Consider the following 14,756-nt stretch of genomic DNA (forward strand, 5'->3'; position numbering starts at 1 on the left):
TTAGCAGACTGATTAAAAATCAACCTTGCCGCGATTTTGTTTTATGCCACTGCGCACACTCTTGCCCTTTAAGCGCCGCCCTTTGGCCCCTTTAGAAGGGCGCGTGGGGCGCCGCTTTTTACGTACTTCGCTGGCGGCTATGATGATTTCCCGCAGCCGCTCAAGGGCCGCCAGTTTATTTTTTTGCTGGGTGCGAAACTCCTGCGCGCGCAATACCAGCACACCCTCTTTAGTTAACCTGGAATCGCCACTATTAAGCAGCGTTTGGCGACAATGCTCATTAATTAGCGATGAATGTTGCACATCAAAGCGCAACTGTACCGCCGTTGCCACCTTATTCACATTTTGGCCGCCATTGCCCTGGGCGAGGGTAAAGCTGATGTCTACCTCGCGCTCCAGCTGCTCCATAAAACTTGGGGGAATCATAAAAACCAGGGTTCCATTTTTTCAACAAGGTGTTCGGCAATGGGAAATGCAGCCGTGGCCGCAGGCGATGGCGCGCTGCACACATGCAGGCAATGCAGGCTTTGCATAAAGTGAAAATCTTGCACCAGCTCCCCCTTGCGCGTTACCGCTTGCGCGCGAATGCCCACAGGCCATGGTTGCAGATCCGAGAGTGTAAGCCCGGGGCAATAAGCCTGCAGGCGGGCCAAATAGCCACGTTTATAGAGGCTGTCGCGGAGCTCGCGCGCGCCTGCACGCAGGGTGCCCGCCGCCAATCGCCAAAGGCCGGGGTAGCGCAGTAAGTCCCACACATCCTGCCCACGTACAGATTGCGTATAACCTTCGCGGTGTAATCCTAACACTGCATTGGGGCCGGCTGTAATTTCGCCGCCCACCATGGGCGTTAAGTGCACACCCAAAAACGGCAACGCAGAATCCGGCACCGGGTAAATCAAATGGTTGAGCCGAACTGCCCCCTTGCGCAAACGGTAGTACTCGCCGCGAAAAGGCACTATGGCAAAATCAGGCGCCAACCCTTGGGCCGCAATGAGCCTGTCTGCCTGCAAGCCTGCACACACCACCAGCTTATCAAGCTGCAAGCGCGCGCCTTCAGGCAATGCCAGGGTAACACCGGCATCAGACTCATCAATGCGAGACACTTCTGCGCCCAGCCATAGCCTGCCGCCGGCCTGTTCAAATTCGGCCACCAGTGCCCGCACCAGTGCCGGGTAATCCACAATGCCGGTTTCGTCTACCCGCAGTGCCGCCACCGCCTGAATGGCAGGTTCAATATCGCGCACTTCACGGGCATTGAGATGGCGAAGACTCAGGCCATTGCCGGTGGCACGGGCGGCCAGATTTTCCAGCGCGTCTTGCTGGGTGGGATGCGTTGCCACAATGAGTTTGCCGGTACGGCGATGGGGAATATTACGGCTGGCGGCGAAGTGGTAGGTAGCAGCCAAGCCAAACCTGCAAAAGCGGGCCTTTAGACTTTGGGCGGGGTAATAGACGCCTGCGTGTATCACACCGCTGTTGCGCCCGGTTTGATGCAGCGCCGGTGCAGCCTCTTTATCAAGCAGCCACACCCGGGCACGGGGCCAGCGCTGTTGCACGGCGCGCGCGGTGGCAGCGCCAATGATGCCTGCACCAACAATGCCGATTTTCATGGCCCTGGGTGCCTGGGTGATTTAGGTTTTGGGCAGGGTAACACCGGTTTGGCCCTGGTACTTGCCGCCACGGTCTTTATAGGAGGTTTCGCACACTTCATCAGATTCAAAAAACAGCATCTGTGCCACACCTTCATTGGCATAGATTTTTGCAGGCAGCGGCGTGGTGTTGGAAAACTCCAGAGTCACATGGCCCTCCCACTCGGGCTCAAGCGGCGTAACATTCACAATGATACCGCAACGGGCGTAGGTGGATTTGCCCAGGCACACTGTCAATACATTGCGGGGAATGCGGAAGTACTCAACAGTGCGCGCCAGCGCAAAAGAATTCGGCGGAATAATACACACGTCGCTTTGCACATCCACAAAGCTGTTTTCATCAAAGTTTTTTGGATCAACTATGGTGGAGTGCACGTTGGTAAAAATTTTAAATTCATTGGCGCAACGCACGTCGTAGCCGTATGAGGAAGTACCATAAGACACAATGCGATTGCCCTCGGCGCAGTGGCGTACCTGCCCGGGCTCATAGGGCTCGATCATGCCGTGCTCTTCGGCCATGCGGCGCATCCACTTATCTGACTTAATACTCATGGGCCTCTCCAAAACATTGAATTAATCGCACAACCACGGCGGCCATGCAGCCTAATCCGTAAAAAATGGCGCACATGATAGCCCGTTTAGGCAAAAATAGGGAGCCATACACCCGCAAGAGCAGCCACCACAGGCATTAAATAATCGGGTTTGCGGGTGCCCCCAGAGAATGACAGCAAGCACCCCAACTGACGCATACTGGGCAGGCCCAACGCCCGTGGGCGCAGCCATTAGCCCACGACAAACACGCTCACAGGGCGAAGATGATTTGCAGGTTTTTAGGGCACCGGGTTATCAGTATCAGACCTTGATGCGGCGCACACGGAACGAGCGGCCCTTCAATTTGCCCTGCTCAAGCTGGATATGTGCCTGCTTCCAGGCACCGCGCGCCACGGCCACATAAGTGCTGAAATCATACACCTGAATTTTGCCAATATCGTCAAAGGCAACCTGATTATTGCGGGTTAATGCACCCACCACATCACCGGGCCTGAGCTTTTGTTTTTTACCGCCATCTATTTGCAAAGTCACCATGGCAGGCTCTGGCATGTGGCGACGAGACTCGGCTGGCAAGGGCTCTATGTCAGGCAAGTCACCCAACAGTTCAGCCAGTTTTTCCAGCTTGAAATCTTCGCGCTCGCTCACAAGGCTGCAGGCAACGCCGCTGGCACCGGCGCGTCCGGTGCGGCCAATGCGGTGCACGTGCACTTCGGAATCGCGGGCCAAGTGGTAATTCACCACTAAATCCAGCGCTTCAATATCAAGCCCGCGTGCAGCAACATCGGTGGCCACCAACACGCTTGCAGATTTATTGGCAAAACAGGTAAGCACCTGATCGCGCTGCTTTTGCTCAAGGTCGCCGTGAATGGGCAGGGCCACAATTTCCTGCGCGCGCAGCACCTCGGCAATGGCCTCTGTTTCGCGCTTGGTGTTACAAAACACCACCGCCGATTCCGGAACATAGTGCAGCAGCAAACGCGCAACGGCCTGCTCACGCTCCTCGTTATTTTTTACCCGATAAAAGTGCTGCTCAATGCTGTTGGCCTGATGCCGGCTGGCCACAGTTACCCGTACGGGGTCTTTCAGCACACGCGCAGCCAAGGCTTCAATGGCATCTGGGTAGGTTGCAGAAAACAACAGCGTTTGGCGCGCCTGAGGCACCTGCTCAACAATGGCATCTAGGGTTGCCTGAAACCCCATATCCAGCATGCGGTCGGCTTCATCCAACACCAGTGTTTGCACCTCACCCAAATCCAGCTTGCCCTTGCGCACATGTTCTTCGATGCGCCCGGGGGTACCCACCACTATGTGGGCACCGTGATCGAGGGAGGCCAACTGCGGCCCGAAGGGCATGCCGCCGCACAGCGTGAGGATTTTGATATTGTGAATCGCTCGCGCGAGCTTGCGCAGCTCGCGCGCCACCTGATCGGCCAGCTCGCGGGTGGGGCACAGCACCAAGGCCTGCACACGAAACCGGCCAACCTCTAATTTATTAAGCACGCCCAAGCCAAAGGCCGCGGTTTTACCAGAACCGGTTTTGGCTTGCGCGATCACATCGCGCCCGGCCAGCACCTGTGGCAGCGCCTGGGCTTGAATCTCGGTTAGCTGGGAAAACCCCAAATCCGCCAGATTGGTTAATAACGGGGCCGAAAGCGGCAGGGAATCAAAAGCGCGAGACGCGTCAGGCTGAGACAAGGGAACTCCGAGAATGGGGTATCAAGCGCACAGTTTACACTATTGGGGAACAAAGCCGTCAGCCGCCACCGTTGCAGGCCATAGCACTCGCGCCCACTATCCTGTAAGCTGCACCGCCGCCAGCCAAGCTGGCCATTTTTTGAACAACCTGAGAATTGCATGCGCTTTGCTGACCTGGGCTTATCTGCCCCTATCCTTGATGCTGTAGCCGAACAAGGCTATGAAAACCCCTCCCCTATTCAGGCCCAGGCCATTCCGGCGGTACTTGCCGGCAAAGACGTTATGGCGGCCGCTCAAACCGGCACCGGTAAAACGGCGGGTTTCACCCTGCCTATTTTGGAGCTGTTAAGCCGCGGCCAGCGCGCGCCAGCTAACCAGGTGCGGGTTCTGGTGCTCACCCCTACCCGTGAGCTTGCCGCACAAGTAGGCGAAAGTGTTGAGAAATACAGCGTGCACCTGCCGCTGCGCTCGGCGGTGGTGTTTGGCGGTGTGAGCATTAACCCGCAAATGTTAAAACTGCGCAAAGGCGTTGATGTACTGGTAGCCACGCCCGGGCGCCTGCTGGATTTGTACAGCCAGAACGCGGTGAAGTTCAACAAGCTGGAAATGCTGGTGCTTGATGAAGCCGACCGCATGCTGGACATGGGTTTTATTCACGACATCAAACGCATTTTGAAATTGCTGCCCGATCGCCGGCAAAACCTGCTGTTTTCTGCCACCTTTTCCGATGAAATTCGCGCGCTGGCCAAGGGCCTGGTGCACAACCCGGTAGAAATTGACGTGGCACCGCGCAACACCACGGTAGAAAGTGTGAAGCAGTGGCTGTGCCCGGTTGATAAAAACAAAAAATCGTCGCTGCTTATTCATCTTATTAAAGAACACAACTGGCACCAGGTGCTGGTGTTTTCGCGCACCAAACACGGTGCCAACAAACTCACCAAGCAGCTCGACGCCGCAGGCTTGAACGCCGCTGCCATTCACGGCAATAAAAGCCAGAATGCCCGCACTAAAGCCTTGGCAGATTTCAAGAGCAATAAAATTCGCGTATTGGTAGCAACGGATATTGCCGCGCGCGGTATCGACATCGACCAACTGCCACAGGTGGTGAATTTCGATTTACCCAATGTGCCGGAAGATTACGTGCACCGCATCGGGCGCACAGGGCGCGCGGGTGCCACCGGGCAGGCGGTGTCTTTAGTGAGCGCCGATGAGCTTAAGCAACTGAAAGACATCGAGCGCCTTACCCAGCAGCTGATAGCGCGCGAAACTATTGCAGGTTTTGAACCGGTAAATGTGCTGCCGGCCACCACGCTGAATACCCGGCCTGTTAAACCTAAAAAGCCTAAAAAGCCCCGCTCAGAACACGCAGACGGCTACCGTGCGGCGGGCTCTGCCAAGAAAACCACACAACCCTCGGCGCGCAACCGCAATCGCCCCCCTGCCAATAAAACCGGCGGTTCAGCCAAAGCGCCTGCCGGGCGCACGGGTAATCGTTAAGACGCCTTGGTGGCGCTGCCTGTTCGCAGGTAGCGCCTGGTCGCCAGCCACACCACCCACGCCATAGCGCCATTAAACACCATAAGTAAATCCGGGCCGTAAAACCACGGCCCTTGCATTGCCAGGCTAATCACCAAGCCCGATACAATAACGGCACAAAACCCGAACAAGGCTGCTCTCGGCAACCACTCGCCCACCAAACCCAACATATAAAACGCCAGCGCCTGCCACAGCAAAATGTGAATGCACTGCTTCGCTGCAATAACGCGCGCCGGAACCTCCGAGGCCGCAAGCCCACTGACCAGCCACATCACCGCCACGAATGCCAACACCATAGCGCTGGTGCGCACATCCAGAAAACTCACGGCACCGGCAAATTGCCCGGCGCGCGCTTTTTTACCTTTGCGTTTCATAGGCCACCCATAGCGCGCAGCTTTTACTGTAACCCGCGCGCAGGCAACTACCAAGCGCCGGGGGAAACCTCAAGCAAAGGTATAATCAAAGTTGGTTTAATGCTGCGCGACTATAACGATCAAGCCGCTCAAAAAAGAAACAGCAGGGTTTAAGACGCAGGCGTTGGTTCGGCTTGCGGCACCCAAATTAGCGCACTGGCATCAAAGCCCAGCTCGGTAACTTTCTGGAGAAATTGTTGCTTTAGGGCCTCTGGCACCTGGGGCTCGCGGGATAAAAACCACAAATAATCGCGGTTATGGCCAGACACAAAGGCGTAGCGGTAGTCAGCATCCAAATAGAAAATCACATAAGAGGCGTAAAAGGGCCCAAAGAAAGACACCTTCAAGTGGCCAAGGGAGTCGTTTTGCACAAAATAGGCGCGGCCTTTAGCGCTCTGCCAAGCCTGCTCTTGGTCATCATAGCCACGGTTAAGCACATTGATGCCACCATCATCACGGGGGCTATATTCTGCCGACACACGGGAAAGACCGCGCTCAAACCGGTGATCCAGGCGGGCCACTTCATACCACTTGCCGAGGTAGCGATCTGCATCCAGGTTTGCCACAGGCTCTATACCTTGAGGCAAGCCAGTGCAGCCGGCCACCAACAAACCAAAACCCAGTAAAAGCACGCGCCACATAGTTTTCTCCCGCCCAAATACTCCTCACTACGTACCAGCACCCCGGGCGGATGAACCCGCCGGGGCTGCAAACAAGAATTACTGTTTTAGCGCCTTGATAATCATGACTTTCATCAAGATAAAACTTAACAACACAACCAGCGATGAAACCGCCAGCAGCGCCCCTACAACCGGTGCAGGCGCCAAGCCGCCGTACATTAAAAACAAGCCCAGAATTAATACCGGCGTGGCGAGTTGGTGGCTGTAAAACTGAATGCGCGCCATAAGGCTTGTGGAATCAACCGGCCACAATTTACCCACTACGGCGTACACGAAGGTCACCACAAAACCCAGCAACATAATGTGTGCGTGGGTAACAAGTTGACCGTGATTTTTGGTAGCTGCCATATAAATGCCCAGCACTAATCCCAGAATGCCGTAGCCGAATGCGGTGAGTAGGTATTTCCTTTCCATGAGTGCCTCTTTTTTATTGTTACTGTGAAGGTTAAAAACGCTTTCCAGCATACACGCTAGCGGTGCTTACCGGAACCTGAGGGCAAGTTAATCCAGAGCTTTATGGGCGATATGCAGTGCCACCAATCGCGCCACCACAATGGCAATATAAAATTGCCCTGTCACACCCTCCAGCGCCGCCCAACTCTGCGCCACCTTGTGCACTGGCACTATGTCGCCATACCCAACTGTCGCCAGGGTGACAAAACTGTAATAGGAAAATATGCCCATGAGCTCATCTTTGCTGAGCACAACCCCCTCGGGCACATTGGTGAACCGGAAAGCGTCGCCATAGAAAACGTGAATGTTGGCGAAAATCGCAGCCCAAATGATCGCCCCCATTAAATACACACAAACAGAGGCATAAATTACATTGGTGGTTACCCGATCGCACTTCAGTATGTAACGCAGAAAATGCACACATACAAAACCCAGAAACGCGATAGTGGTGAGGTTATCCAGGTAGAACAACCAGAGGTTACCCTCGTTTAGATATTGCCCCCACACAGTAGCAACAGAGGCTGTAAGCAATAGCACGATGGGCACCCAAAGGTGGCGTTTTTCAACCACGGTGTAAGCGGCCGCCAGCATCATCACGGTAAACACCAACTTCCAGATCACCACAAACGCCAGATGATCTTCAATGTATGCAGGCAACAAAATGGAAGTGAGCAAACACACCAGCAGCGCCAGAAACTGGCGCCCTTCTTTTAGTTCAGGTAAATGCATTGCACCATCCGTGTTGTGTCGTGTTGTTGTGTCGTGGTGTTGTATCAGCGGTTAGTCATCGTCTATTTCAATCACCGGCACCTGCACGCCGTCGGCCACCCAAAGATTGGCCGCCATTTGGCGGGCAATGTGGCGGTAGGTATCGGCAACGTCTGACTCGGGGTCGGCAATTACCGTGGGTACTCCGGCATCCATTTGCTCGCGAATGGAAAGCGTTAACGGCAGCGAACCCAAACACTGGGTTTGGTAGTCTGCGGCAATGCGCGCGCCGCCACCGGTGCCAAAAATGTGCTCTTCATGGCCGCAGCTGGAGCAAATGTGGGTGGCCATATTTTCCACCACCCCCAACACCGGCACGTTCACCTTGCGGAACATTTCAATGCCTTTTTTGGCATCCAGCAGGGCGATGTCTTGCGGCGTGGTCACAATCACCGCACCGGTGACCGGCACAGATTGCGCAAGGGTGAGCTGGATATCACCGGTGCCCGGTGGCATATCGATCAGCAGATAGTCGAGATCGTGCCAGAGCGTGAGGCTCAGCAACTGTTGCAAGGCGCCACTCACCATGGGGCCGCGCCAGATCATGGGCGTTTGCTCGGTAACCAAAAAACCCATGGAATTAAGCTGTATGCCATGCGCTCTAATGGGCTCCATGTGTTTCTGGCCGCGAATCTGTGGCCGCACCTGGCCCACACCAAACATTTGTGGCTGGCTGGGGCCATAGATGTCGGCATCCAGCACACCTACACGCGCGCCTTCAGCGGCCAGTGCCAGTGCCAGGTTGGCAGTGGTGGTGGATTTACCCACGCCGCCTTTGCCCGAGGCCACAGCCACAATGTTGGCCACATTGGGCAGGGGCTCTTTCTGGTTGGCTGTGGCCTTGGGCTGGATCAGCCAGCCGAGATCTGTAGTCACAGAGCCCACGCCCTCAACGGTGCTGACCGCCACGCATACGGATTCTTCAATTTGCGCTTTCAGGCTCAGCGCCGGGTAGCCCAGCACCACATGCACTTTAACGTCGGCGCCGTCTTGCTCAACCCCGGCAATGGCGCCCAGCTCGGTCAAACTGCGGCCGGTACAAGGGTCTTTTACAAAGGCCAGGGCCTGGTATATGGCATCTTGCTCGGGGTGACTCATGAAAACTCCATTAGGGTGCTTGCCTTTGGGCAGGTTGGCGCGCGGTTGCCCCAAAAGCCAGGTGATATGAAATTTGGGGCCGCGCAGGCTACAAGGCCGTTATTTTAGCCGAATTCACCACGCGCTTTGGCAACAATGTGCGCGGGCCGCAGCCATGGGTCAACACGCTGCTAAGCGGGCTGAAAAAATGCTATAGTTCGCGGCTTTTATGTTGCCGCTCAGGCAACCCAAGACACAGCCTTGAGAGATCTTCAATGAGCCAACGCCGTCAAATCCTGGTGACCAGCGCCCTGCCCTATGCCAATGGGTCGCTCCACTTGGGCCACCTGTTAGAACACATCCAAACGGATATCTGGGTTCGCTTCCAACAAACCCGCGGCCACGACTGCACCTACGTGTGTGCAGATGACGCCCACGGCACCGCCATTATGCTCAAGGCCGAAGAACTGGGCATCAGCCCCGAGGCCCACATTGAAAACATGAAAGCCGAGCACATGGCCGACTTTCAAGGGTTTTTGATTAACCACCACAACTACCACTCCACCCACTCGGAGGAGAACAAGGCACTCTCAAGCCTTATTTACGAGCGCCTTAAGGCCAACGGCCACATTGCCAGCCGCAAGATTACCCAGGCTTTCGACCCTGAAAAACAGCTGTTTCTGGCCGATCGCTACATCAAGGGCAGCTGCCCCAAGTGCAAGGCCGAAGATCAATACGGCGATAACTGTGAAGCCTGCGGTGCTACCTATGCCCCGGCAGATCTCATCAACCCGCGCTCGGTGATCTCTGGCGCCACCCCCATCACCAAAGAATCCGAGCACTTTTTCTTCCGCCTGCCCGCCTTCCAGGATTTCCTGAAAGACTGGACGCGTGCCGGCCACCTGCAACCCGAGGTGGCCAACAAGCTGGCCGAGTGGCTGGATGCCGGCCTGCAAGAGTGGGACATTTCGCGCGATGCGCCCTACTTCGGCTTTGAAATTCCCGGCGAGAAAGACAAATTCTTCTACGTGTGGCTAGATGCCCCCATCGGCTACATGGCCGCCCACAAAAACCTGTGCGACCTCACAGGCGCAGACTGGCACGCCATCTGGGATAAAGACTCCACCGCCGAGCTGTACCACTTCATCGGCAAAGACATCGTGAATTTCCACGCGCTCTTTTGGCCTGCCATGCTGAGCTCGGCCCAATTCCGCACCCCCACCAAGGTGTGTGTGCACGGCTTTCTCACCGTCAACGGCAAGAAGATGTCCAAATCGCGCGGCACCTTTATTAATGCCAAAAGCTACCTTGAGCACCTGAACCCGGAGTATTTGCGCTACTACTTTGCCGCCAAGCTCACCGCCGGTGTAGACGACCTGGACTTAAACCTGGAAGACTTCGTGAACCGGGTAAATTCAGACCTGGTGGGCAAGGTGGTAAACATTGCCAGCCGCACGGCCAAGTTCGTTAACAAGGCCGGTGGCCAATTGGCCGAGAACCCCGAGCCCGAGCTGTGGGCCGCCTTTGTGAATGCAGGCAGCACCATTGCCGAACTGTACGAGGCCCGCGAATTCGGCCGCGCCATGCGCGAAATCATGGCGCTGGCCGATCAGGCCAACGAATACATTGCCGCCAAAGCGCCTTGGTCGCTGGCCAAACAAGAAGGCACCGAAGCAGAAGTACTGGCCATTTGTTCGCTCGGCATCAACATGTTCCGCGCACTGCTGACCTATTTAAAGCCGGTGTTACCCGCCATGACAGAAGCCGCCGAGGCCTTTTTGGGTGAAACACTCACCTGGGAGGCCCCGGTGAGCTACCGCGCCGGCAGCCAGATCAACACCTTCACACCCTTGATGACCCGAGTAGACACCAAAGCGATAGACGCCATGATTGAAGCCAACAAGCAACCCGAGCCCGCCCCGCAAACTGCCACCGGCCCACTGGCCGATGAGCCTCTGGCACCGGAAATCAGCTTCGACGATTTCGCCAAGGTGGATTTGCGCGTGGCACTGATCAAAGACGCCCAGCACGTGGAAGGCGCCGATAAACTGCTGCAGCTCACGCTGGATTTAGGCGGCGAAACCCGCAATGTGTTTTCCGGCATCAAATCGGCCTACAAGCCTGAAGATCTGGTGGGCAAGCTCACCGTGATGGTGGCCAATCTGGCGCCGCGCAAGATGAAATTCGGCATGAGTGAAGGCATGGTGATCGCCGCAGGCCCCGGCAAGAAAGAAATCTACCTGATGGAGCCCCACGCCGGCGCCAAGCCCGGCCAGCGGGTGATGTGATTCGAGTAACCAGTTTCTGGTTACTCGAGACTAGAAACTGGTTACTCGCATCTAACCTTATTCATAACGAATCTAAGCAGCTGATATTGCTCAGGTTGATGGCTATATAAGCCACAGGGATAATAGCCGCCATTTAACATTGGTGTACCCGCCCAACAGCGCAGGCGAGAATCGACAAGCCCATGACCGAATTTGCCGTCATATTGCTCAGCACCATATTGGTGAATAACTTTGTACTGGTTCAGTTTCTTGGCCTGTGCCCGTTTATGGGTGTGTCCAACAAATTGGAAACCGCCATCGGCATGGGTGGCGCCACCACCTTTGTGCTCACCCTGGCCTCTATTGCCAGCTACATGGTGAACACCTGGGTGCTGTTGCCGCTGGGCCTTGAGTACCTGCGCACCATCGCCTTTATTTTGGTGATTGCCGTGGTGGTGCAGTTTGCCAAGATGTTTATCGAAAAAAGCAGCCCCCTGCTGTATCGGGTGCTGGGTGTATTCCTGCCGCTGATCACCACCAACTGCGCGGTGCTGGGTGTGGCCCTGCAAAACACCGCCCACGCCCACAACTTTGTGGAATCCTCCCTGTATGGCTTTGGCGCGGCACTGGGCTTTTCGCTGGTACTGGTGCTGTTTTCTGCCATGCGCGAACGCCTGGCCGCCGCCGACGTGCCCGCGCCCTTTCAAGGTGCCGCCATCGGCATGATCACCGCGGGCTTGATGTCGCTGGCGTTCATGGGCTTTAGCGGGTTGGTATAGGTGCCCTTATGATCGAACTTATTATTGCCAACCCCATCGTCAGCGCGCTGATTGCGCTGGGCAGCCTGTCGCTGCTATTTGGTGCTGTGCTCGGCTTTGCAGCCGTGCGCTTTAAAGTGGAAGGCGACCCGATTGTCGAACAAATCGACGCACTCTTGCCCCAAACCCAATGCGGCCAATGTGGCCACCCGGGCTGCAAGCCCTACGCGCAGGGCATCGCCAACGGCGAACCCATCAACAAGTGCCCGCCCGGCGGCCAAAGCACCATCAACGCCATTGCCGACTTACTGGATGTAGACGCCCCCACTCTCGATGAAGAGCATGGTGAGGAATCCGATGTACCACGGGTGGCCTACATTCGCGAAGACGAATGCATCGGCTGCACCAAGTGCATTCAGGCCTGCCCGATGGATGCCATTCTGGGCGCGGCCAAGCAGATGCACACCGTGATTGCCGATGAATGCACCGGCTGCGACCTCTGCGTTGAGCCCTGCCCGGTAGACTGCATCGACATGCTGCCGGTGCAAACCACCCTCAACAGCTGGAAGTGGGAACCCCCCAAGCCCGATATCATTGCCACCGATCGCAAGGAACACCAGGCCGCATGACCCAGATCTGGACTATTCCCGGCGGCATTCACCCCCCGGAAAACAAACACCAATCACTGGTAGAGCCCCTGGCCCACATCGAGCTGCCGGCGGAACTGGTGCTGCCGTTAAACCAGCACCTGGGCGCACCGGCCGAGCCCGTGGTGAGCGTGGGCGAGAAGGTAAAAACCGGCCAGCTGATCGCCCAGCCCGGCGGCCAGTTCTCAGCCGCCCTGCACGCCTCAAGCTCGGGCGAGGTGGTGGCCATAGAAGATCGCCCACTGCCCCACCCCTCGGGCCTTACCGGCCCCTGCATAGTGATCCGCCCCGATGGCCAAGACACCTGGGTAGCCCTTGATCCCTGCCCCGACTACCGCCAGCAAAACCCCGTGGAACTGGTGCAGAAAATCCGCCTGGCGGGCATTGCCGGCATGGGCGGTGCGGGCTTTCCCACCGCCATTAAGCTCGCCCCCAAGGCCAACCAGCCCATAGACACACTGATTCTCAACGGCACCGAATGTGAGCCCTATATCACCGCCGACGATCGCCTGATGCGCGATCGCCCGGAACAGGTGATTGAGGGCGCAAGGCTCATGGCCTATTTACTGGGCGAGCCCAAGCGTGTGGTGATTGGTGTAGAAGACAACAAACCCGAGGCCATTGCCGCGCTCAAGCAGGCAGCCGCAGGTAGCAACGTAGAAGTTGTGGCCTTCCCCACCAAGTACCCCTCGGGCGGTGAAAAGCAGCTCATCACAATTTTAACGGGGCGCGAAGTACCCTCGGGCAAAATTCCAGCCGACATCGGCATAGTGCTGCAAAATGTGGGCACCGCTGTGGCCGCCTGGCGCGCGGTGGTTCACGGCGAGCCGCTGATTAGCCGCATTACCACGGTTGTGGGCGAAGCCCTTGAAATTCAGCGCAACATCGAGGTGCGCCTGGGCACGCCGGTTGCGCACGTATTGGCCGCGCACGGCTTTAACGCAGCCGCCGCCTCGCGCCTGGTACTCGGTGGGCCAATGATGGGCTACACCCTCGAAACCGGCGACGTACCAGTGGTAAAAACCACCAACTGCATTTTGGCGCCCAGCCAGCAAGAGCTGCCACCGCCACCGCCGGCACAAGCCTGTATTCGCTGCGGCCTGTGCAGCGAAGCCTGCCCGGCGAGCCTTCTGCCGCAACAGCTCTATTGGTATGCCCGCGCGGAAGATCACGACAAACTTGAAGCCTACAACCTGTTTGACTGCATTGAATGCGGAGCCTGCGCCTATGTGTGCCCGTCTTCCATTCCATTGGTGCAGTACTACCGCGCGGCCAAAGGCGACATTCGCCAGGCCCGCATAGATAAAGAAAAGGCCGACCGCTCCCGCGAGCGCTTCGCCTTCCGCCAGGAGCGCATCGCGCGCCAAGAGGCTGAAAAAGAGGCCAAGCGGCTAGAGCGCGCCAAGGCCGCAGCCGCCGCCAAAGCCAAAATGGCGGCCCAGAAAACCAGTGGCGATACGCCCGCAGACCCGGTGGCCGCCGCCATTGCCAAAGCCCGCGCACAACAGGTAAGCGCCCAGCAATCGCCCGCCGACCAGCGCGCCAAGCTCGAGCGCCAGCTGGCCTCCGCTGAAGGGCGACTCAAACAAACCCAAGACCGCCTGGCCTGCGCCGAATCTGAAGAGCAGGCAGAAAAGTTCCGCGCCGCGGTAAAAGCCGCCGAGCTGAAACTGCAAGAGGCCAAACAAAAGCTCGCCCTGTGCGATGCACCGGGCAGCGCCACCACCGGCATTGACGACCCGGTAGCCGCAGCCATTGCGCGCGCGCAAGCAAAAATGGCCATGGCGCCCGATGAAAAGCTTAAAGCCAACATTGAGTCACTGCGCACACGCCTGGTGAAAGCTGAAGAAAAACTGGCCGAGGCCCACGCCGAGCAGTCTGCCAACACAGGCGCGCTGCAATTAGGTGTGGATAAGCTGCGTGAAAAAATCAGAAGCGCCGAGGCGGAACTCGCAACCCTTGCGCCTGCACCAAGCGCCAAACCCGAAGCCCGCACACCCTCAGCGGCCGAACCCGTTGATGCCGCCAGTGCAGCCATCGAACGCGCCAAGGCCAAGGCCGCAGCGCGCGCCAATATGAGCGAGCAAGACAAGCTACGCGAGCAGGTGTCATCGCTGGAGCAACGCTTAGCCAAGGCCCGGCAAAAGCTCGCCGATGCCGAAGCCGAGGGCAGCCCCCATGTTGAGGCGCTTAGCACCGCGGCCGAAAAGCTCGCCAGCAAACTGGCCGACACCCAATCCAAACTCGAGAACGCCTGAGAC

Annotated in this window: 14 protein-coding genes; 5 read left to right on the plus strand and 9 right to left on the minus strand. The window is 57.1% G+C overall.

Translation table 11 applies throughout. The annotated features are described in order from the left end of the window. Window positions 1-12 precede the first annotated feature (12 nt). The 4 genes from arfB to dbpA all read right to left on the minus strand — a co-directional run bounded on the left by arfB (window position 13) and on the right by dbpA (window position 3,896). On the minus strand, window positions 13-426 hold the full coding sequence (gene arfB / locus L1F30_RS12525) for an alternative ribosome rescue aminoacyl-tRNA hydrolase ArfB (protein ID WP_253356550.1): 414 nt from the start codon (window positions 424-426) through the stop codon (window positions 13-15). After that, entirely contained in the window at window positions 423-1,610 is a 1,188-nt protein-coding gene (lhgO, locus tag L1F30_RS12530; RefSeq protein ID WP_253356552.1) for an L-2-hydroxyglutarate oxidase, read from the minus strand. Before lhgO ends, arfB begins: the two co-directional genes overlap by 4 nt. A gap of 21 nt (window positions 1,611-1,631) precedes the next feature. Beyond that, window positions 1,632-2,201 carry a dCTP deaminase gene (gene dcd, locus L1F30_RS12535; RefSeq protein ID WP_253356554.1) on the minus strand — a complete coding sequence of 190 codons (570 nt, stop codon included), beginning with the start codon at window positions 2,199-2,201 and terminating at the stop codon, window positions 1,632-1,634. Window positions 2,202-2,501: 300 nt separating this feature from the next. Next, on the minus strand, window positions 2,502-3,896 hold the full coding sequence (dbpA, locus tag L1F30_RS12540; protein WP_253356555.1) for an ATP-dependent RNA helicase DbpA: 1,395 nt from the start codon (window positions 3,894-3,896) through the stop codon (window positions 2,502-2,504). 159 nt (window positions 3,897-4,055) lie between these two features. Here dbpA and L1F30_RS12545 point away from each other — a divergent pair, with 159 nt between their 5' ends. Beyond that, window positions 4,056-5,393 (plus strand): DEAD/DEAH box helicase, encoded by a 1,338-nt coding sequence (locus tag L1F30_RS12545; RefSeq protein ID WP_253356557.1) that lies wholly within the window; start codon window positions 4,056-4,058, stop codon window positions 5,391-5,393. Here L1F30_RS12545 and L1F30_RS12550 read toward each other — a convergent pair. The 5 genes from L1F30_RS12550 to apbC form a co-directional block, all read right to left on the minus strand. Further along, entirely contained in the window at window positions 5,390-5,806 is a 417-nt protein-coding gene (locus tag L1F30_RS12550) for a hypothetical protein (RefSeq protein ID WP_253356559.1), read from the minus strand. The two genes, L1F30_RS12545 and L1F30_RS12550, sit on opposite strands and share 4 nt — an antisense overlap. 149 nt (window positions 5,807-5,955) lie before the next feature. Continuing rightward, complete coding sequence (locus L1F30_RS12555; protein ID WP_253356562.1) at window positions 5,956-6,486, minus strand: lipocalin family protein; 531 nt, start codon at window positions 6,484-6,486, stop codon at window positions 5,956-5,958. 78 nt (window positions 6,487-6,564) lie between these two features. Next, the gene (locus tag L1F30_RS12560; protein WP_253356564.1) at window positions 6,565-6,939 is read right to left on the minus strand and encodes a TonB-dependent receptor; all 375 of its coding nucleotides are present in this window, start codon (window positions 6,937-6,939) and stop codon (window positions 6,565-6,567) included. 87 nt (window positions 6,940-7,026) lie between these two features. Next, the gene (locus L1F30_RS12565) at window positions 7,027-7,707 is read right to left on the minus strand and encodes an ion channel (RefSeq protein WP_253356566.1); all 681 of its coding nucleotides are present in this window, start codon (window positions 7,705-7,707) and stop codon (window positions 7,027-7,029) included. 51 nt (window positions 7,708-7,758) lie between these two features. Continuing rightward, on the minus strand, window positions 7,759-8,844 hold the full coding sequence (apbC, locus tag L1F30_RS12570) for an iron-sulfur cluster carrier protein ApbC (protein WP_253356568.1): 1,086 nt from the start codon (window positions 8,842-8,844) through the stop codon (window positions 7,759-7,761). A gap of 254 nt (window positions 8,845-9,098) precedes the next feature. Between apbC and metG the strand changes: the two genes are divergently transcribed. From metG to rsxC, 4 genes are all read left to right on the plus strand, one after another. Further along, window positions 9,099-11,111, plus strand: a complete 2,013-nt coding sequence (metG, locus tag L1F30_RS12575) for a methionine--tRNA ligase (protein WP_253356574.1) — start codon at window positions 9,099-9,101, stop codon at window positions 11,109-11,111. Window positions 11,112-11,293: 182 nt separating this feature from the next. Next, window positions 11,294-11,869: an electron transport complex subunit RsxA gene (rsxA, locus tag L1F30_RS12580; protein WP_253356576.1), complete on the plus strand. Its 576-nt coding sequence runs from the start codon at window positions 11,294-11,296 to the stop codon at window positions 11,867-11,869. 8 nt (window positions 11,870-11,877) lie between these two features. Beyond that, entirely contained in the window at window positions 11,878-12,477 is a 600-nt protein-coding gene (rsxB, locus tag L1F30_RS12585; RefSeq protein ID WP_253356578.1) for an electron transport complex subunit RsxB, read from the plus strand. After that, window positions 12,474-14,753 (plus strand): electron transport complex subunit RsxC, encoded by a 2,280-nt coding sequence (gene rsxC / locus L1F30_RS12590; protein WP_253356580.1) that lies wholly within the window; start codon window positions 12,474-12,476, stop codon window positions 14,751-14,753. Before rsxB ends, rsxC begins: the two co-directional genes overlap by 4 nt. Window positions 14,754-14,756 lie beyond the last annotated feature (3 nt).

Origin of the sequence: Simiduia sp. 21SJ11W-1 (assembly GCF_024138675.1) — a bacterium.
GTDB lineage: Bacteria > Pseudomonadota > Gammaproteobacteria > Pseudomonadales > Cellvibrionaceae > Simiduia.